General features: G+C 40.3%; 17 protein-coding genes. 9 read left to right on the top strand and 8 right to left on the bottom strand.

Annotation, left to right across the window (positions count from 1 at the left end):
• Nucleotides 1-20 precede the first annotated feature (20 nt).
• Together IJ00_RS25685 and IJ00_RS29295 are read right to left on the bottom strand one after the other, a co-directional pair.
• A complete protein-coding gene (locus tag IJ00_RS25685; protein ID WP_035158124.1) occupies nt 21-2,009 on the bottom strand; it encodes an AarF/ABC1/UbiB kinase family protein in 1,989 nt (662 codons plus the stop codon).
• 166 nt (nt 2,010-2,175) lie between these two features.
• Nucleotides 2,176-2,328 carry a hypothetical protein gene (locus IJ00_RS29295; protein WP_168163528.1) on the bottom strand — a complete coding sequence of 51 codons (153 nt, stop codon included), beginning with the start codon at nt 2,326-2,328 and terminating at the stop codon, nt 2,176-2,178.
• A 131-nt stretch (nt 2,329-2,459) separates the two neighbouring features.
• On the opposite strand from IJ00_RS29295, the gene sipA reads away from it, so the two are divergent.
• Nucleotides 2,460-2,678 (top strand): regulatory protein SipA, encoded by a 219-nt coding sequence (gene sipA / locus IJ00_RS25680; protein ID WP_035158123.1) that lies wholly within the window; start codon nt 2,460-2,462, stop codon nt 2,676-2,678.
• A 64-nt stretch (nt 2,679-2,742) separates the two neighbouring features.
• The gene (locus IJ00_RS25675) at nt 2,743-3,300 is read left to right on the top strand and encodes a peroxiredoxin (RefSeq protein ID WP_035158122.1); all 558 of its coding nucleotides are present in this window, start codon (nt 2,743-2,745) and stop codon (nt 3,298-3,300) included.
• A 137-nt stretch (nt 3,301-3,437) separates the two neighbouring features.
• Here the strand turns inward: IJ00_RS25675 and IJ00_RS25670 are convergent, their stop codons facing one another.
• On the bottom strand, nt 3,438-3,848 hold the full coding sequence (locus IJ00_RS25670; protein ID WP_035158121.1) for a DUF5684 domain-containing protein: 411 nt from the start codon (nt 3,846-3,848) through the stop codon (nt 3,438-3,440).
• A gap of 273 nt (nt 3,849-4,121) precedes the next feature.
• Between IJ00_RS25670 and IJ00_RS25665 the strand changes: the two genes are divergently transcribed.
• From IJ00_RS25665 to IJ00_RS25650, 4 genes are all read left to right on the top strand, one after another.
• On the top strand, nt 4,122-5,093 hold the full coding sequence (locus IJ00_RS25665) for an acetamidase/formamidase family protein (RefSeq protein ID WP_035158120.1): 972 nt from the start codon (nt 4,122-4,124) through the stop codon (nt 5,091-5,093).
• A gap of 92 nt (nt 5,094-5,185) precedes the next feature.
• Nucleotides 5,186-5,956, top strand: coding sequence for a sulfite exporter TauE/SafE family protein (locus IJ00_RS25660; protein WP_035158119.1), 771 nt, complete (start codon nt 5,186-5,188; stop codon nt 5,954-5,956).
• Between the two features lie 160 nt (nt 5,957-6,116).
• Nucleotides 6,117-7,250 carry a BMP family ABC transporter substrate-binding protein gene (locus IJ00_RS25655; protein WP_035158118.1) on the top strand — a complete coding sequence of 378 codons (1,134 nt, stop codon included), beginning with the start codon at nt 6,117-6,119 and terminating at the stop codon, nt 7,248-7,250.
• Between the two features lie 20 nt (nt 7,251-7,270).
• On the top strand, nt 7,271-8,773 hold the full coding sequence (locus tag IJ00_RS25650) for an ABC transporter ATP-binding protein (protein WP_035158117.1): 1,503 nt from the start codon (nt 7,271-7,273) through the stop codon (nt 8,771-8,773).
• 33 nt (nt 8,774-8,806) lie between these two features.
• Here IJ00_RS25650 and IJ00_RS25645 read toward each other — a convergent pair whose 3' ends face one another.
• The 3 genes from IJ00_RS25645 to IJ00_RS25635 all read right to left on the bottom strand — a co-directional run bounded on the left by IJ00_RS25645 (nt 8,807) and on the right by IJ00_RS25635 (nt 10,670).
• Nucleotides 8,807-9,238 (bottom strand): TIGR02281 family clan AA aspartic protease, encoded by a 432-nt coding sequence (locus IJ00_RS25645; protein ID WP_052754537.1) that lies wholly within the window; start codon nt 9,236-9,238, stop codon nt 8,807-8,809.
• A 359-nt stretch (nt 9,239-9,597) separates the two neighbouring features.
• On the bottom strand, nt 9,598-10,122 hold the full coding sequence (locus tag IJ00_RS25640) for an IS630 family transposase (protein WP_035152456.1): 525 nt from the start codon (nt 10,120-10,122) through the stop codon (nt 9,598-9,600).
• 47 nt (nt 10,123-10,169) lie between these two features.
• Nucleotides 10,170-10,670 carry a helix-turn-helix domain-containing protein gene (locus IJ00_RS25635; RefSeq protein ID WP_035152459.1) on the bottom strand — a complete coding sequence of 167 codons (501 nt, stop codon included), beginning with the start codon at nt 10,668-10,670 and terminating at the stop codon, nt 10,170-10,172.
• Nucleotides 10,671-10,819: 149 nt separating this feature from the next.
• Here IJ00_RS25635 and IJ00_RS25630 point away from each other — a divergent pair, with 149 nt between their 5' ends.
• Nucleotides 10,820-11,899 (top strand): ABC transporter permease, encoded by a 1,080-nt coding sequence (locus tag IJ00_RS25630; protein ID WP_035158116.1) that lies wholly within the window; start codon nt 10,820-10,822, stop codon nt 11,897-11,899.
• Between the two features lie 47 nt (nt 11,900-11,946).
• Here the strand turns inward: IJ00_RS25630 and metK are convergent, their stop codons facing one another.
• Together metK and IJ00_RS25620 are read right to left on the bottom strand one after the other, a co-directional pair.
• Nucleotides 11,947-13,209 (bottom strand): methionine adenosyltransferase, encoded by a 1,263-nt coding sequence (metK, locus tag IJ00_RS25625; RefSeq protein ID WP_035158115.1) that lies wholly within the window; start codon nt 13,207-13,209, stop codon nt 11,947-11,949.
• Between the two features lie 257 nt (nt 13,210-13,466).
• Nucleotides 13,467-14,471, bottom strand: coding sequence for a phosphoribulokinase (locus tag IJ00_RS25620; RefSeq protein WP_035158114.1), 1,005 nt, complete (start codon nt 14,469-14,471; stop codon nt 13,467-13,469).
• Nucleotides 14,472-15,589: 1,118 nt separating this feature from the next.
• Here IJ00_RS25620 and petH point away from each other — a divergent pair.
• Nucleotides 15,590-16,852 (top strand): ferredoxin--NADP reductase, encoded by a 1,263-nt coding sequence (gene petH, locus IJ00_RS25615; protein ID WP_035158113.1) that lies wholly within the window; start codon nt 15,590-15,592, stop codon nt 16,850-16,852.
• A 279-nt stretch (nt 16,853-17,131) separates the two neighbouring features.
• Nucleotides 17,132-18,421, top strand: a complete 1,290-nt coding sequence (locus IJ00_RS25610; RefSeq protein ID WP_035158112.1) for a homoserine dehydrogenase — start codon at nt 17,132-17,134, stop codon at nt 18,419-18,421.
• The last annotated feature ends 69 nt before the right edge of the window (nt 18,422-18,490 follow it).

Raw genomic sequence — 18,490 nt, 5'->3', positions numbered from 1 at the left:
CGGGGCAATTCAGTCGAGGTTTAGATTCTCCCAGGTAAAGCTGGTTGATTTAAGTTGGGAGTTTTGACTGTCTCCGTATCTTCTGCTAATAGTTCTCTGATTAATCGAGCTACTGCTTTTTGTAAAAGTTGAATAGCAATTTGTTGCCCTAATTTTTGGACTCCCGGATTCACTAAGATTTTGACAACTTGGGGAGCTAATTGGGTGGCATCAAAGCCCCTGGTTTCCTGAAGAACTTGTAAAATCCTCTTGATATGTTCGAGATTTTTTTGTTGCTCGTCGGTAGCTCCTGGGGCTTCTTTCACTGATGTAATTCCTACCTGTTCTCGCAGGAGATAGGTAAAGTTGTGGAGGATATTTTTTCCTAGAGCATCAAGACTTTTGAGTAATTCATCCACCAGGCGATCGCGGATAAATGAGCCACGTTCCGAGGAGAGAAAATCTACAGCTTGATTTAAAACTAAATTAAAATCATAGTCTTGATTACTGCGGGCATTTGTTAATAGATTTTCTAGACGATTCCATCGGAAACTATTATCTTTGAATAGTAAATCTTTGAGAGATTCTCTTAACTGGGGTGCGGGGTCAGTTAATAAGCGTTTAGAAACATAGGGATAGGCTTCACTGAGAACTTTAAAATTAGGGTCAATAAAAATCGCAATCCCTTCTAATGTCACCAAAGACCGAATAATTAATGCATAGTAAGGTGGAACCCGGAAAGGATACTCATACATTAATGCGGATAAATCATCGGTGATACTTTTAATATTTAAATCAGCAACACTCGCTGTTTGTGCATCGGCGAAAACCTGGGAGAATGCATGACTAATGGGTCTTAAATCTGTATCTGGAGACAGAAAATCTAGCTTCACATAGTCATTGGCTAAACCGTCAAAATCCCGATTCACAACGTGAACGATCGCCTCAATTAAACCATACCTTTGGGGTGGCTGAATCTCGCTCATCATCCCAAAATCTAGGTAAGCAAGTTTACCTTCCGGGGTGGCAAGTAAATTACCTGGGTGTGGATCAGCATGGAAAAATCCATGTTCTAATAATTGTCGCAAAGAACACTGTACACCCACTTCAATCAGGTAACGTGCATTAATTCCCTGGGCTTCTATTTCAGCAGTTTGGGTTAACTTAGTGCCGTTAATCCATTCCATCGTCAAGACACGACGGTTAGTATATTCCCAGTATATTTTCGGTACATAGATGTCTGGGAAATGACCGTATAAGCTTTGAAAACGCTCGGCATTTTCCCCCTCATGAATGTAATCCATCTCTTCAAAGATGCGATCGCCTAATTCATCGAGAATCCCAACTAAATCACTACGTACCCGTTTAATATTTTTCTGCGCCCAAGCGGCAAGTTTCCGCAGAATATATAAATCTATTGTAATTCTTTCCCGCAGGTCAGGACGTTGTATCTTAACTGCGACTTCTTCCCCAGTTTTCAATCTACCCTTATAAACCTGTCCTAGGGATGCTGCGGCAATGGGTTGGGGTGAAAGTTCTCCATAAATTTCCTCTGGAGATGCACCGAGTTCCTCTTCAATGAACTGGTAAGCTATTTCATTGGGAAAAGCTGGTAATTTGTCCTGTAACTGGGTTAACTCTTCCAGAAACGCTGGTGGTACTAAATCTGGTCGTGTAGATAACGCCTGCCCAATTTTAATATAGGCTGGTCCTAACTTCGTCAACATCTCCCGTAATTGTACCGCCCGCCGACGGTCATTTTTGACGACAATCCCCCGCTTCGTATCCCACCACACACCCAAAGCAAAGGTAAGTACTGGCATCAAGACAGCAAAAATCCGTCCCAAGACAGTAAATAGTCTTTTTTGGTAGTATGCAGCAATTTCCTGGGCATTATAACGTAATGTTTCTGGCTCCACTTTCCCCCTAGGCAGAGTGCTAGGCTGAACTGGAGTTTCCTTTGCCGTCAAATCATCCCTTGGCATGACTTCAGGGATAACAGAAACAGTAGGGGATGTATTCGCAATCATGAATTTACCACCGCATCAGAGAGATTAAGAAAAGGAAGAAGACACAAGACAGAATAAATTACTCTTTATTTTTCATCCTGATTGTTCTCGTTCAGGTAATACGTTAAGTATTGTAACAAGAATGATTCTATAAATGATGCGTAATCCCGACTAGAAGGGGTTCGGGTTACCCAATCAGAGGAATCCTGTTTTGCTGCATGATGAGGTAGGGCGATCGCTGTTCACGAATTGTTGTGTAGTCAAAGGTAGAACATAGCCCATCACTATTACCACAGGAAATTTGTCCTAGATAACAACCAGCTTTGTAATATAAAATCATCCCTAGTTCTATAAGAATAGCAATTTTGCATCAAGTAGCTGCCATTCTGAACTTACACCAGCCCAATACCGGATTCCTTTTGAGATTCTAAGTAATCACTCATTACTCACCACTCATTACTCATACACACAATGTCTAAAGAATTTTCAATTGGTAGCAAAGTACGCCTTGTAGCCTCACCTCCCTACGTGAAAACCGCCGATTCTATGCCCAATTTGCGCTCTCCAGATGTGATTCAAATCGGAGAAGAAGGTATAGTAATTAACCGTCGTCCTGGTGGATACTGGGGAGTTCGCTTTTCTCAGGGTGCTTTTCTTCTGGATAGTCAATACATCGAAAGCGTGGAGTAAGAAACCCGATTTCTTGGAACCAACAACTGTAAACTTATGTTAAGTTGTGATTCTGAATTTTCCCATGATTTCCCGTCGCTATTTTTTGACTATATTCCTTGCCAGTGTTTTTACATTCATCAACTGGTTAAATTTTACTCCCACTGCTCAAGCATTAGGAGGTAAACTTCCTGAGATAAATCAACCTGCACCAGAATTTACCTTACCAACGAATACAGGTGATGGGGAAATATCCTTGACTGATTACCGTGGTCAGTGGGTAGTACTATATTTTTACCCCCAAGATTTTACTTCTGGTTGCACAATTGAAGCACGACGCTTTCAGCAAGATTTACCCAAATACTTACAAAAAAATACTCAAATTATTGGTGTGAGCGCAGATGATGTGAACTCTCATCAAGAGTTTTGTGATTCAGAGGGTTTGAAGTTTCCTTTACTGGCTGATGTTACAGGAAATGTGAGTAAAGCCTATGGTTCTTGGATGAATTTTTTCTCCATGCGCCATACTTTTATTATTGACCCCCAAGGCACCTTGCGCGAAATATTTGTGAAAGTTAATCCTACGGTGCATAGTCAAGAAGTATTTGCCGCACTTGAGAAATTACAGCAAGCATCATCATAAAATTTTTATTTTTGTCAATAAAAAAGCCTACACGTAGGCTTTTTACATTTAAACTGACTTTATATCATCTGTAGTTTTCTGCTGAAGATTGGAAATACACCAATCAATAAATCTTATTCCCTATTGTTAATGAACGACTAACCAAAAGCAAAGTTGTAAAGAATAAAGAAGTTAACAATTGGTACAATCATTAACAAAATCATCCAAGGGTTTTTCCCTAATTTTTTCACAATATTAACAAAGGCAATAATTAGGAAAACCAAAGCAACGATATTCACCAAGGGAATAAAGAAACCAATCAACCACCAAGGAGATTGATCACCAGCTTTCAACATAATCCAATTATTCAGAATGGGTACCCATGCAAACCAAGCATTCGGTTCACCTAATTTCTGATAAATATTATAGAAGCAATAGGAACTGAAGAGATATGCACCAATTCCGAAAATTAACCCAACTATACCACTACCAGCAGATGCAGTATCACTACTAGAACTACTCTGAGCCAGAAAATAAATGAAACTCCAATCAATATTTTCTAAGAGCATTTGTACTTATCCTCACATAGTACCTAAGAAACACAGATTATATTCATGTTCTACTCTGAAAAGTGAGCAGGACGTAATTTTTAAACAAAACTTAGTCTTTCTCAATGCAAAATAATACCCTATACGGATACAGCATCGAGATAATCTCCATGTTAAAAACAGTTGAAAATTAGGTAAATAGGCTGCTTCAGCCAAATTACTCTTACATCTCGTCAAGTATTATCAAGGACGTGAACTAAGTAATAACACTGTTTTAGGCTCAAATCGGCAAGTATGACCCATCATTTATTGAAAGCCAACAAAAATACAGTTCATCTGGGCGGTTTTTCCCAGGAATTAATACCTGTACTTCGGGTGAATTCTGGTGACACAGTAGATATTGAAACTTACACAGGTTACTATATTTATGAGCAAGCTCCGCCAGAGTTTCTCACACCAGATTTCATTGATATTTGTCAAAACTTAGCCTCAGAAAAAATTGTCTCCACCGGACCACATTTATTAACTGGTCCTATTTACATTGAGGATGCACAACCAGGAGATGTTCTTGAAGTTCAACTAAAAGAAATTCAACCAAGTTTACCCATTGGTTTTAATGCGATTCGCACAGGTTGGGGAGTATTACCTCAAGACTTTTCCCAACCTGCTCTGAGATTTATTGCCTTAGATTTAGAGAATAAAATTGCAGAGTTTCCAGAAAAAAGTAATATTAAAATTCCCCTAAAACCTTTTTTTGGAATTCTGGGGGTTGCCACTGAGGAAAACTCTCGTAATTCTATCCCTCCAGGGAATTATGGCGGTAATATTGATAATCGAGAATTACAAGCAGGGTCAAAAATTTTCTTGCCAATATTTGTCCGTGGGGGATTATTTTCCCTAGGTGATGGTCATTCCGCTCAAGGTGACGGTGAAGTCAATGTGACTGCCATTGAAACATCAATGAATGGTCGAATTAAATTGATATTACATAAAAATTTACAACTGACGCAGCCAATAGCAGAAACGGCAACGGATATTATAACTATGGGGTTTGCTAGCACTTTGGATGCAGCTTTAGAAATTGCCTTGAAAAATATGATTAATTTTCTTTGCCAATTTGTTCATTTGTCTCCAGAAGATGCTTATGTATTGTGTAGTTTGGCAGTCAATTTCCGTGTCAGCCAAGTAGTTAATTCTCCACAGAAAGGGATTCATGGGATGTTACCAAAAGCTATTTTGCCCCAGAATTTTCAGTGGGTAATTTAATTATGGAGAAGCAAACAGTTATCCTTGAACCTTCTGCAATCCCCATTTATTTGTAAGCTGCTGTAGTCATAATATGAAAGTGGAAAAAGCTCATGCCTAATCTCTGGCAGTTAATCCTAGGAGGACTGATTAGTGGCATACTGGCAGGTTTTTTAGGTATTGGTGGTGGAACAGTTTTAGTTCCTTTGCAAGTTGCTTTGGGATATAGTCCGGTGCAAGCGGTGGCGACTAGTAGTATGGCGATCGCCATTACAGCTATCTCTGGGACGATTCAGAATTGGCGTATGGGTTATTTTAACTTGCAGAAAGTGATGCTGTTGGGATTACCAGCATTGGTGACAGCTCAGCTAGGTGTATATTTAGCAAATCAAATTCCCGATTATATTTTATTAATTAGTTTTGCTGGCTTACTGTTATTAAATATTTATTTAGTAGAACTGCGAAAACGTTTAGTTGCCAAAACTGGAGAAAATCAGCCTGTTTCTTGGAATCCCTTATTTTCAAGAATTGTCACAGGGGGAGCGGCGGGAATCTTAGCAGGATTATTTGGTGTGGGAGGTGGAGTAATTATGGTTCCTTTACAAATTCTCCTATTAGGAGAACCGATTAAATTAGCGATTCAAACTAGCTTAGGCGTAATTGTGATCACTGCAATTTCGGCAACTATTGGGCACGGTATTACTGGAAACATTTTATTGAATGAAGGTTTAATTTTGGGTTTAGGAGGATTAATTGGGGCACAAATTAGTACGCGCTTTTTACCGAGATTATCTGACAGAGTTGTCAGTTTAGCCTTCCGTTCCCTGTTGGCAATTTTATCTGTATATATGTTTTGGCAAGCTTGGCAGATTTTACAGAAATAAACATTACCGAGAAGATAGGAAAATTTATGGGAATTTGTTTATTTGTATTTGTATAATATAAGTCAATAGGAAGTAAGTTACTCAATTTCCCATGGCAAACAGTGGCTATAAAAAAGGTGGCAGCCACGATATTCTGTTTCACCCCATGCAATAGCTGAATATGGAACGTCGTCAGTTTCTTAAGTATGTCACTTTAGCAGGTTCTGGCTTTACCTTTGCTGCCTGTACCTCAGAAAAGCAGAATTCTCAAGTTCTGCCATCACCGAAAATTTCAGCGATCGCCACCAATGAACCCTTGAAAGTGGGGTTTGTCTATGTCGGACCCGTAGGTGATTTTGGTTGGACTTACTCCCATGATTTGGGTAGAAGGGAAATGGAGGCAAATCTCCAAGGAAAGGTACGTTCCACCTTTGTCGAAAGTATCAATGAAGGTGCAGATGCAGAAAGGGTAATTCGCCAATTAGCTTTGGATGGCAATAGGCTAATTTTTACTACTTCCTTTGGCTATATGAACCCGACAATTAAAGTCGCTAAGGATTTTCCTAAGGTGGCATTTGAACATTGTACTGGCTATAAACGAGCAAAAAATGTTGGTACTTATTTAGGACGTTTTGAAGAACCTCGCTACCTGACGGGGATGATTGCCGGGAAGATGACCCAATCTAATATTATTGGTTTTATTGGAGCGTATCCCATCCCGGAGGTGATTCGTGGGATTGGAGCTTTTACTCTGGGGGTAAGAGCCACAAATCCTCAAGCCAAGGTGCGGGTTGTTTGGGTACAAAGTTGGTACGATCCAGGGAAGGAGAGGGAAGCAGCCCAAGCTCTGGTAAACTTAGGAGCAGATGTACTCACCCAACATACAGATTCGGCGGCGGCGGTACAATTGGCTGAGGAAAAGGGGATTTATGCTTTTGGTTACAACACAGACATGAGTAAGTTTGGACAAAAAGCACATTTAACTTCAGCAATTAATCGCTGGGGCAAATTTTATACTGATAGGGCTTTAGCTGTAATTAATGGTACATGGAAGGCTGATGATATTTGGCATGGTATCGCCCAAGGAATGGTGGATATTTCACCCCTGAATACTGCTATCCCACCCGATGTACAGCAAATGGTGATGGCAAAACGAGATGAGTTTATTAAGGGTACTGCTCACCCCTTTACTGGGGTAATTAAGGATGAACAGGGAGTGGTGAGAGTATCGAAAGGCAAGGTATTAAATGATGCGGAACAGATAAAAATGAATTGGTATGTTGAAGGTGTGGAAGGGGTAAAGAGTCAAAAATAACAGGAGCGATCGCCAATTCTATGTCCCTATTAGAAGTGAGAAATCTCTGTAAATTTTATCCTGGTTGTGTGGCAAATCGGGAGGTAAATTTACTCGTAGAAAGGGGAGAAATTCACGCTCTATTGGGGGAAAATGGGGCAGGAAAAAGTACTCTGATGCAGATGATTTATGGGGTATTGCGTCCCGATGCCGGTGAGATTTTGTGGCAAGGCAACCCTGTAACAATTAATTCTCCATCCCAGGGGCGATCGCTGGGTATGGGTATGGTATTTCAACATTTTTCCCTCCTCGAAACTCTGACAGTAACAGAAAATATTGCTTTGTCTTTACCACCCCAGGAAAAATGGAATTTATCACGGGTGGATCGCCAAATTCGTATCCTTTCCCGTGAGTATGGTTTGGAAATTCATCCAGAACGTCCGGTTTACAGTCTTTCGGTGGGAGAAAAGCAACGAGTCGAAATTATCCGTTGTTTGATGCAAACCACCCAGCTATTGATTTTAGATGAACCAACGGCAGTTCTTACCCCTAGGGAGGTGGAGCAGTTATTTACTGTTTTGCGGCGCTTGGCGGCGGATGGTTGCGGTATATTATTTAGCAGTCATAAGTTAAAGGAAGTCCAAGCACTGTGTCATCAAGCTACTGTGTTACGTCGTGGAGAAGTGGTAGGGAAATGTAACCCCCAAAGGGAAACCCCGGAAACCATGGCAAGTTTACTAGTAGGCACAGAAATATTACAAACCCATACTCCCAAACAGAAATTACCTGGTGCAACCTGCCTACGAGTACAAAATTTATCCCTATCCTCTCCCTATTCCTACGGTACTGCTCTGCACAACATCAATTTACAACTGCGTAGCGGTGAGATAATTGGAATTGCTGGGGTGGCTGGAAATGGACAAAGGGAACTTTTGGCGGTTTTGAGTGGAGAAATTTTATCTGCCGCCAAGATGCTGATGTTGGGGGAAATGCCAATTGGTGATTTGGGTGTGGTAAAACGTCGTCGTTTAGGAATGGGATATGCACCAGAGGAAAGATTAGAAAAAGGTATACTTCCCCAGATGAATTTACCAGAAAATGCCTTACTTACCGCCTATGGACAAGGCTTAATTCGCAGAGGTTTGATTCGTCGAGAAAAATTAACGACTTGGACAAGACGAATTTGTAGCGCTTTTAATGTTAACTTTACTAATTTACAGGTTCCCAGTAAAAGTTTATCTGGGGGCAACTTGCAAAAGTTTATTATAGGGCGAGAAATCCAACAAAATCCCGCAGTCTTGATTATTGCTCATCCCACCTGGGGTGTGGATGTCCAGGCAAAGATAACTATTCATAATGCTTTGCTAGAAATGCGAGATACAGGGACAGGGATATTGGTAGTTTCTGAGGATTTAGAGGAGTTATTTACTCTGTGCGATCGCCTAACTGTAATTTACCGAGGTCGTCTCTCACCTCTAGTAGCAGCTACAGATACAAATTATCATAAAATTGGCAGGTTGATGACAGGAATTGACCGAAATTAAAAAATAGATGCACCAAAAAATAGCTCTCAATTCCTAAGCATCTACAGACTCATTAAACTCCACCACATCTCGCTTAATATTCACATCATACTTCCCATAGAAATTTTGTCCCAACAAACCAATATCTAGTTTATCGGGGGCAATTCCCACTATCACTTCCTTCGCTTTTACCCCACCAACCTCTATGGAGTCCACAACTGCCACATCAAATTCAATAGTATCTCCGTTGGCAATTTGAGCGCGACTTTTACCTATGGTTCTTACGCCTAAATTCTTCGCCATTTTTTGGGTAATTGTGGTGCGACTACAACCAGTATCCACAATCATTTCCTCTGCTTGGTCATCATTAAAAGTTACATCCACAACCGGACAACCACCATCTCTTCTCTTAATTCTCGCTGGTCCATCCTTCCTCGGAAAATGAATTACTAAAGCAGCTAATAGTAGCACCACAAGCAATTCCATATATTGCCTCCATTGTTTTTCATGATGAGTAATCAGGTGATGGGTGATATATTTCTGATGAGTTGAAAACTGACGTAAAAGTATATGTTATGGCAGCAAGTCATCAGTTTTAGCTATCTAAAAATCAGGGTTTTAGCTCCTATTTTCGTAAGTCCTGTAGTTAAAACAATAGGGTGATTCTGGGGTCAATAATGAATTCATCTAGATTTCTGTTGCTGAGGAATAAATCTCATATTTAGGAGTTGTCAGCACAGTTTTGATTCCCCATAACTTATCAACCATTACCCATTACCTGTATAGTAATAATACTTTCATAATGGATAAATATCACTATTTCTCTAGATAGATATGATACCAATTCACGAAAAGCCTGATACAAATAAAGCATCAAGAATAAAATCCCAACCTGTGATGGAAGCAACAATTGATGTGTTTAATTGTGCCAACCGATTCCAGATAAATTCTCTTAATTCATCTAAACTTGGGAAGCTTTCCCAAGTTAAATGCCTTTTAACTTCTTCCCACAATCTCTCTATGGGATTAACTTGAGGTGTATGTGGAGGTTGAAATAACAAAACTATGTTTTCTGGTACTTTCAGATGCTGGCTTAAATGAAAAGCTCCATTATCTAACTGAAGAATATGAATATCTTGAGCATAAGTCTGTGAGAATTTTTCTAAAAAAATATTGAAACAGGCTGTATTTAAATGAGAGAATTCCCAGATAAAATACTCTCCAGTTAATGGTTCCACTAATCCATATAAATAAAAATTATCCCGCTTCCATTGCATAATGCCGATGGGCTTAACTCCTTTTTTAGTAATTAGTCTCCCAGCTTCAGTCTTCAATCCCACACGGCTTTCGTCCCCACACCAATATCTAATTGTTTTTTGTCTATCTACTGGTGCTATGACGTGTTTTTTTATTACTTCTAAGTATTGTGGCAGTTTTTTTTAAATTCTAATTCTGCTTCGCTATCGTATTTTATACCTACTGCTCGCGGCACTTTTAGCTTTGCTTTCATTTGATAGCGCACTGTATCGTGTACTACTTTATATGATGCTTCTATCCCTTCTACTGCTTTTAACCATGTTCGTATTTCCTCATAACTTTTGAATCCCTCCGATTCTTGAAGCTCTTTGTCTAGCTGCTCTCTTACTTGTAAGCTAATTATTGCTGGTCGCCCTGGACTCTTTTTCGTTGTTAATAGACCCTTAATCCCTGACTCTTGATACTCTTTCAACCATCTTTGTACCGTTACCCTTGCCCTTCCTACTACCACCGCTACGTCTTGTATTGTTTTCACCTGTCCTATTTTCAGTAAATACAAAGCTTGAATCCGTTCGAGATTTGATGCTGTTTTTTGTTTTCTCAGCAGTTCATGTAATTCCTCTACTGACTCTGTTATTTCTACTTTGGTGACTCCAGCCATCTTTGCTTGCTCATATTTATTCCTTATCTATCTGTATCATATTTTTCGTTAATTGGTATGACACGAATTTTGCTATTTTTTCTATACAAAATATTCTCGAATATTAAAATATGTCTTATGTTTTAAATTTTTGTAATCTTAGGAAACAAATGGTAATTAAAATAGCACCACGAAATCTGCCATCACTCCCATGGCAAATTCTTTCACCCTTGCTTGCCCTCCTTGCGACAATAATTACAGGATTTCTTTTATTTATCTATCTAGGTCAACCCCCTGTAATGGCATTAACTACTTTATTTATTACCCCTATAAGTAGTTTATACGGCATCACAGAAATCGCTATCAAAGCTGCACCTATCTTATTAATTTCTGTAGGATTATCTGTCTGTTTTACAGCGCAAATTTGGAATATTGGTGCAGAGGGACAATTTACTATCGGTGCAATCTTTGCCAGTGGAATTGCCCTCATTTTTTCCCAGTGGAATAATTATTTTTTACTATTATTTTGCTTACTATCGGGAATCCTGGGAGGTATGGTTTGGGCAACTATTCCCGCACTATGTAAAATCAAAGCCAATGCCAATGAAATTCTCACCAGTCTCATGTTGAATTATGTAGCAATCTCCCTCTTAAATTATCTTGTGAGAGAGCCATTAAAGGATCCAAATGCTTTTAACTTTCCTGAATCCGCAACATTTTCCCCCTTTGCCACTTTACAACCATTAATTATCGGAACAAGGCTACATTTGGGAGTGATTTTTGCCGCGATCGCCGCCATCATGGTATGGTTTCTCCTGAAATACAGCTTTTTTGGCTTTACTGTGCGGGTAGTCGGTGCGAGTCAAAAAGCCGCAGACTATGCTGGAATCAACCGCGATCGCGTGATTTGGTTAAGTTTTCTTATCAGTGGTGGATTAGCTGGTTTAGCAGGTGCTTGTGAAGTTCTAGGATTAATAGGGCAACTACGTCCTGTAATCTCTCCTGGTTACGGTTACGCGGCAATTATGGCTGCTTTTATTGCCCGTTTACATCCCCTGGGAATGATTTTATCAAGCTTGTTAATGGCTCTGTTATACGTTGGTAGTGAATTATTACAAATTAAGTTAGGATTCCCCCTAGCTTTAGCTGGAGTTTTTCAAGGAATTTTACTCTTCTTTCTCCTAGCAACTAATTTGTTGATTGATAATTTTGTCACCATCGGCAAAACATCAAAAAATAACCCGAATTGAATAACTCGGGTTAAAAAACAAGTTAGTAATTTAGTACTACGAAAATTCTAGGCGATCGCTGTCGATAAATATTTACTAGCTGCTGCCTTTAAAGTATCAGCCTTGTCAGTACGTTCCCAAGGCAAATCTAAGTCAGTGCGTCCGAAATGACCGTAAGCCGCGACGTCCTGATAAAAACGTCCGCCTCGTTCACTCGGTAAATTCCGCAGATTAAAAGCGTGAATGATACCCGCAGGACGCAACTCAAAATGCTGCTTCACTAATTCCAGCAGGACATCATCATCAACTTTGCCAGTACCAAAGGTATCAACTAGGATACTGACAGGTCGAGCCACACCAATCGCATAACTCAACTGCACTTCACACTTTTCTGCCAAACCCGCAGCGACAATATTCTTCGCCACGTAACGGCAAGCATAAGCCGCAGAACGGTCAACCTTTGTGGGGTCTTTACCAGAGAAAGCACCGCCACCATGGCGAGAATAGCCACCATAGGTATCAACGATAATCTTTCTACCAGTTAAGCCAGAGTCACCCTGGGGTCCACCTACCACAAATTTACCTGTGGGATTAACCAAAAGGCGAGTTTCAGCATCTGGTTTGACTGTAATATCACCAAATACAGGCTCTACTACCGCAGACCACAGGTCTTGTTTGATTTTCTCCTGAACTGCCGCCTCATCAGTAATCTCACCAATGGTGGGTGTATGCTGAGTGGAAATCAAGATAGTATCGATGCCAACGGGGCGACCATCTTCATAAACTACGGTGACTTGGGTTTTACCATCAGGACGTAGGTAAGCTAAATCACCTGTTTTTCGCACTGCTGCCAAGCGTCGGGCAATCCGGTGAGCCAAACTGATAGGTAAAGGCATGAATTCAGGAGTTTCGTTACAAGCGAAACCAAACATAATCCCCTGGTCGCCAGCACCAATCTTATCAAATTGCTCGTCGCTGCTTTGCTCACGGGTCTCCTGAGCAGTATTTACACCTTGAGCTATGTCAGGGGATTGTTCATCCAGAGCTACGAGTACGGAACAACTGTTAGAACAAAAACCGTTGACTGCATCGGTGTAGCCAATTTCTGCTATTTTCTTGCGAGCAATATTGACATAGTTAACATTGGCTTTAGTGGTGATTTCACCAGTGATTAAAACTAAACCAGTATTAACAACTACCTCAGCTGCCACCCGACTATGGGGGTCTTGTGAAAGTAAGGCATCTAGGATAGTATCAGAAATCTGATCGCAGATTTTGTCTGGATGCCCTTCGGTAACTGATTCGGAAGTAAAGAGATAACGCCTAGACAACAGCAAATCCTCCGTAAAAGGTGGTGATAGCTAGCTATATTTTCCAAATTTAGCCATGCTACTTTGCTTTGCAATCATAACAATTTTTTTACATTCCATTCTGGGTATTATTTTATCTTCATACAAGTTACTATTTATAGTAGTACTGATTCTCGAATCATAAAACTACCCATAAAAAAAGGCACAAAAAATAGTGCCTTGAATGAGAATTTATGACGCAATATTATGTTGTCGTTGATGTAGCACAGAATCAGCTGCTAAACTTCTACTGCCATTTTGGCTTCCTTAGAAGTTAAACGCTCGTAAGTTGTACGCATTTTCAAACCAGTCAACACTTGGAATAAACCTGTACCGTTATTAGAACCAGGATACTCACGATGTTGTAACAACAGGTGAGTCATTTCTCCCTGATACTTGGTAGAAGTATTGCTAAGGTGATTTTCAATGTAAATGACTTCTTCTAAATTATCGAATTGACCATCTACTTCTAGTACTGATACATAACGACCATAGTAAACATCAGAGCCGTAGTATAGCTGCATACCAGGGTAAGAACAAGTTAATTTCCGTCCACAGGGAGTCCATTTGATAGTGGAACCTTCGTCAAATAGGTATGCAGGAGCAAATCCTTCCTTGTCTTCCCGTTGCAACATTCTGACTCGCAGAACCTTGCGTTCTTTATCTTCTTTAATTAGGTTAGTTGGTAGTACTTGTAATACTACGTCAGCGTGTTCTCTCTGAGGTTCAATATATTTTTCAAAATCTGGCTTCCGAGAGTTGATTGCTGCTAGAACATCTTCATAACGGTGACCACGTTCAGCCATGTCACGCTGGATTTTCCAAGCGATTTTAACTTCATCGCTGATATCAAAGTAAACACTGAAATCTAACAGCGATCGCACCCGCTCATCATATAAAGGATGTAAACCTTCAACCACAATAATATGATTTGGCTCCACAATTTCCGGTGGGTCAATCATCCCGGTTTCATGGTTGTAAATCGGTTTGTTAATTGCTTGACCTTCTTTGAGAGCTTTAATTTGCTCATACATCAAGTCAAAATTATTTGCCCGTGGGTCAAGTGCAGTAATCCCAGTCTCTTTACGCTGTACCCGATCCAAACAATGATAGTCATCCAAACAGATAACTGTCATGAACTCTTCGCCAAACAAATCTATCAGACGACGCAAAAACGTAGATTTACCGCATCCAGAGTCTCCGGCTACTCCAATTAATACCACACGTTCCGGCTTAGTAGTCATAAATCTCCTCTAATTACTAAAGATGAGTGATTGAATATTTTTTCTTACAGCATTTACAGCCAGGAGTTTACCCCACTGCTCGATTCTGCGTTCTTGCTACCCAACAGCAACGAATAACAGACTAGACGGATGACAAATTAGCAACATTTGTTACCCGCCTAATGTTTGAGAATTGATTGCTGATAAGTATTTAGTCCTAGTGTTATAATGAATTCTAACAGAAGAGGGTATGCAAAACAAGGCATGTTTTTAGCAAGAATATCGTTTTTGGCAATTTCCAGAAGAGTTGATTCCTGAACCCAAAAAATACATTTCCTCTGTGTTACCAACCATGCTATACACTCAGATAAACTTCATCGGGCTTGATTTTTAGATATTTTACAATTGCAACCAGGATTTTCTGGTTTTCCATCATTTAATTCTCAGGGAATTATCCCAATATTTCTTGAATTTACTAGTACTTAAAGAACTATTATACTATTTATATACGAGTAACGAAAAGGATAAGATAACGTTTTTTACCTATGTACATTTACTGAAGATAAATTTTCCCAGGTAGAAGGAAAAAGCCTCATACAGGTTGACAGATTTTTCACATCAAGTAAAACTGAGTATAGTTACTTATATTCCTTCTGGAAGATGTCTGGTCTTGCCGGGGTAACTTCTGTTTTGCCACTTGCCATAACATGAACCTTCCCAAAGCATCCAAACAAGAGATTTCCTGAGGATATCTGTGCCTTTGCGGAACACAGATGGAAAATTTTCTTCCAGATTCTAGCATCAGGTAAAAATCCTTATTTCAAGGGCTGCGTGTACTCCTGGGCGAGTCATTACATCCCTGCGGGGATTGTCACATTACGAAAAAAAAATTAAATTGACTCATTATTAACATTCTCCACAAGGCTGATCCTTTACCTTAGAAGGTGAACAGGTGTGACTTTTTCCATGCCTAACAGCCTAGTGGTGAGTGTACGTAACGTGAGCAGGCATTGGTAATCAGTGCCACTTTCCTTGAAGCTCAATTTTATTGTACCGAAATCTTGTACACTAAATTTTGACGCGGGGTCAGGAAAGTTTTTTTAGAAAGGGTTAAGTAAATAATCGGAGTGATTGAACGAATGTACATTCAAGGTGCTGTTGAAGGTGCTGCCAATACAGAATCAGGTAGCCGTGTCTTCGTATACGAAGTGGTGGGTCTATGTCAAAGCGAAGAAGCTGATCGGGCAAGTTACCCTATTCGTAAAAGTGGCAGTGTATTCATCAGAGTGCCTTACAACCGCATGAATCAAGAGATGCGGCGTATCGCTCGCCTAGGCGGTAAAATTGTTAGCATACAGCCAGTGAGTGCTTTAGAGCAAGTCAATGGTAGAGCCACAGTTGTGAGTGCTAACAGTCAGGGAAATGGTCAAGCCACACCTGAGCATGCTAACAGTGAAGTGAAAGGCAAGGAAACACAAGGCAAACCCATGACTCAAGCGAAAGCAAAACACGCTGACGTTCCTGTAAATACTTACCGTCCCAATGCTCCTTTTATTGGTAAATGTATCTCTAATGAAACTTTAGTCAAAGAAGGTGGTATTGGTGTTGTTCAACATCTCAAATTTGACTTATCTGAGGGTAACTTGCGTTACATCGAAGGGCAAAGTATTGGGATTATTCCACCTGGTTTAGATAAAAACGGTAAGCCAGAAAAATTAAGATTGTATTCCATTGCTTCTACTCGTCATGGTGATGATGTAGATGATAAAACCGTATCTTTGTGTGTGCGTCAGTTAGAGTACAAACATCCAGAAACCAATGAGACTGTTTATGGTGTTTGCTCAACTCACCTGTGTAACCTCAAACCTGGGGATGAGGTGAAAATTACAGGACCTGTTGGTAAGGAAATGTTATTACCCAGTGACCCAGATGCTAAAGTCATCATGATGGCGACTGGTACGGGTATTGCTCCCATGCGTGCTTATCTCTGGCGGATGTTCAAGGATGCAGAAAGAGCAGCTAACCCTGAATATCAATTTAATGGTTTTGCTTGGTTAATTTTTGGTGTTCCTACTACTCCGAATCTTCTCTATAAAGAAGAATTGGAAGAGATACAAAATCGTTACCCCAGCAATTTCCGTTTAACTTGTGCCATCAGTCGGGAACAAAAGAATCCCCAAGGTGGCAGAATGTATATTCAAGACCGGGTAGCCGAACATGCAGATGAATTGTGGAAGTTAATCAAGGAAGAAAAAACTCACACTTACATTTGCGGTTTACGGGGTATGGAAGAGGGTATAGATGCAGCACTGACCACAGCAGCTGGTAAAGAAGGTGTTGTTTGGAGTGACTACCAGAAAGAATTGAAAAAAGCTGGTCGTTGGCACGTTGAAACCTACTAAATGGAAAGAGAAAATTTGTAATTGTCTATTCTGCAATTTCAAGTTTTTGATGCAAAATTCATGGTGCTTGGTGCTAATTCATGAAAGTGTAATTTTTTTTCAGCATATCCATGGAAAAATAATTAGGTAATCTTTATAGAGGTGTATGTAAATACGCCTCTATAATTATTTTTATGTGTTTATATAAACTTCTGACATCTGGTTGTTCTAGGCAATCTGGTGAGATTGCTGCTTCTAGGGGTTTATAAATTTGCTGTAATTTAAAATTGGTGTAGATCTGTGGGTGTAAAACTGGGAATTTTGGGATTAGGTACGGTTGGTACAGGAACAGTCGAGTTACTGTTAAATAATAGTCAGCGTCATCCATTGCTCTCAGAAATTGAGGTTCATCGGGTGGGGGTGCGATCGCTTGATAAACCTCGTAGTGTCAAGTTACCGACCCAGAAGGTAACCACAGATTTAGAAACAATAGTTACCGATCCAGACATTGAGATTGTAGTGGAGGTAATGGGGGGATTAGAACCTGCGCGATCGCTAATTCTCCAGGCGATCGCCCACGGGAAACACGTAGTGACTGCCAATAAAGCTGTCATTTCCCGCTTTGGAGATGAAATTTTTACTGCCGCTAACCAAGCTGGGGTATACGTATTATTAGAAGCAGCAGTGGGTGGTGGTATCCCTGTAATTCAACCCTTAAAACAATCCCTCGGTGTAAATCGGATTCAGGCTGTTACCGGAATTGTAAATGGCACAACAAACTATATTCTCACCCGGATGCAAACGGAGGGTAGTAATTTTGATGCAGTCTTGGCTGACGCTCAACGTTTGGGTTATGCAGAAGCGGATCCAACTGCTGATATCGATGGTTTAGATGCTGCGGATAAAATAGCAATTCTGGCTGCTTTGGCTTTCAACGGACGGATTAATCTTGGGGATGTTTATTGTGAAGGTATCCGTCAAGTCAGTAAAACGGATATTGCCTATGCTGATAAGCTAGGATTTGTAATTAAATTACTGGCGATCGCCAAACGTATTCAGCCAGAAAGCCAAACCTTATCAGTCAGAGTTCATCCGACTCTGGTTCCCAAAGCCCATCCCCTCGCCAGTATCAACGGAGTATATAACGCTATCCTCGTGGAAGGAGAACCTCTGGGACAAGTGATGTTTTTTGGTCCTGGAGCTGGGGCGGGAGCTACTGCTAGTGCGGTATCTTCTGATATTCTTAACCTAGTAGCAATACTGAAAAGTAAGCCCACAAATCCCCATCCCTTATTTACCTGTAGGCATCACAATTATTCCTCCGTAGCACCAATTTCCCAGCTAGTCACGAAATTTTATACCCGCTTTCTGACAAAAGACCAACCCGGCGTAATTGGTAAATTAGGCACTTGTTTTGGTCAGTATGGTGTTAGTCTGGAGTCAGTAGTACAAACAGGTTTCCAGGGTGATCTAGCAGAAATTGTTGTTGTCACCCATGATGTGCAAGAAGGTGATTTTCGCCAAGCTTTAGGAGAAATTCAAAGTATGGCAGCAATAGATAGTATTCCTAGTTTGTTTAGGGTTTTATAACCACAAATTAGGAGACATATTTGAGAGTGGCGATGACAGGAAGGTTTTTCAACCATCGGCTGATCGCCA

Origin of the sequence: Calothrix sp. 336/3 (genome assembly GCF_000734895.2) — a bacterium.
Classification (GTDB): Bacteria; Cyanobacteriota; Cyanobacteriia; order Cyanobacteriales; family Nostocaceae; genus 336-3.
The sequence above is the reverse complement of the archived record's forward strand: the minus strand, read 5'-3'. Positions and strand labels throughout refer to the sequence as shown.

Bases quoted from the DNA above. Each gene is read 5' to 3' on its own strand.
- IJ00_RS25650 (WP_035158117.1), top strand. From the start codon at position 7,271: ATGTCCCTATTAGAAGTGAGAAATCTCTGTAAATTTTATCCTGGTTGT.
- sipA (WP_035158123.1), top strand. From the start codon at position 2,460: ATGTCTAAAGAATTTTCAATTGGTAGCAAAGTACGCCTTGTAGCCTCA.
- IJ00_RS25665 (WP_035158120.1), top strand. From the start codon at position 4,122: ATGACCCATCATTTATTGAAAGCCAACAAAAATACAGTTCATCTGGGC.
- IJ00_RS25620 (WP_035158114.1), bottom strand. From the start codon at position 14,471: ATGACTACTAAGCCGGAACGTGTGGTATTAATTGGAGTAGCCGGAGAC.
- IJ00_RS25635 (WP_035152459.1), bottom strand. From the start codon at position 10,670: ATGGCTGGAGTCACCAAAGTAGAAATAACAGAGTCAGTAGAGGAATTA.
- IJ00_RS25655 (WP_035158118.1), top strand. From the start codon at position 6,117: ATGGAACGTCGTCAGTTTCTTAAGTATGTCACTTTAGCAGGTTCTGGC.
- IJ00_RS29295 (WP_168163528.1), bottom strand. From the start codon at position 2,328: ATGATTTTATATTACAAAGCTGGTTGTTATCTAGGACAAATTTCCTGT.
- IJ00_RS25630 (WP_035158116.1), top strand. From the start codon at position 10,820: ATGGTAATTAAAATAGCACCACGAAATCTGCCATCACTCCCATGGCAA.
- IJ00_RS25660 (WP_035158119.1), top strand. From the start codon at position 5,186: ATGCCTAATCTCTGGCAGTTAATCCTAGGAGGACTGATTAGTGGCATA.
- IJ00_RS25675 (WP_035158122.1), top strand. From the start codon at position 2,743: ATGATTTCCCGTCGCTATTTTTTGACTATATTCCTTGCCAGTGTTTTT.
- IJ00_RS25670 (WP_035158121.1), bottom strand. From the start codon at position 3,848: ATGCTCTTAGAAAATATTGATTGGAGTTTCATTTATTTTCTGGCTCAG.
- petH (WP_035158113.1), top strand. From the start codon at position 15,590: ATGTACATTCAAGGTGCTGTTGAAGGTGCTGCCAATACAGAATCAGGT.
- IJ00_RS25645 (WP_052754537.1), bottom strand. From the start codon at position 9,238: ATGGAATTGCTTGTGGTGCTACTATTAGCTGCTTTAGTAATTCATTTT.
- IJ00_RS25685 (WP_035158124.1), bottom strand. From the start codon at position 2,009: ATGATTGCGAATACATCCCCTACTGTTTCTGTTATCCCTGAAGTCATG.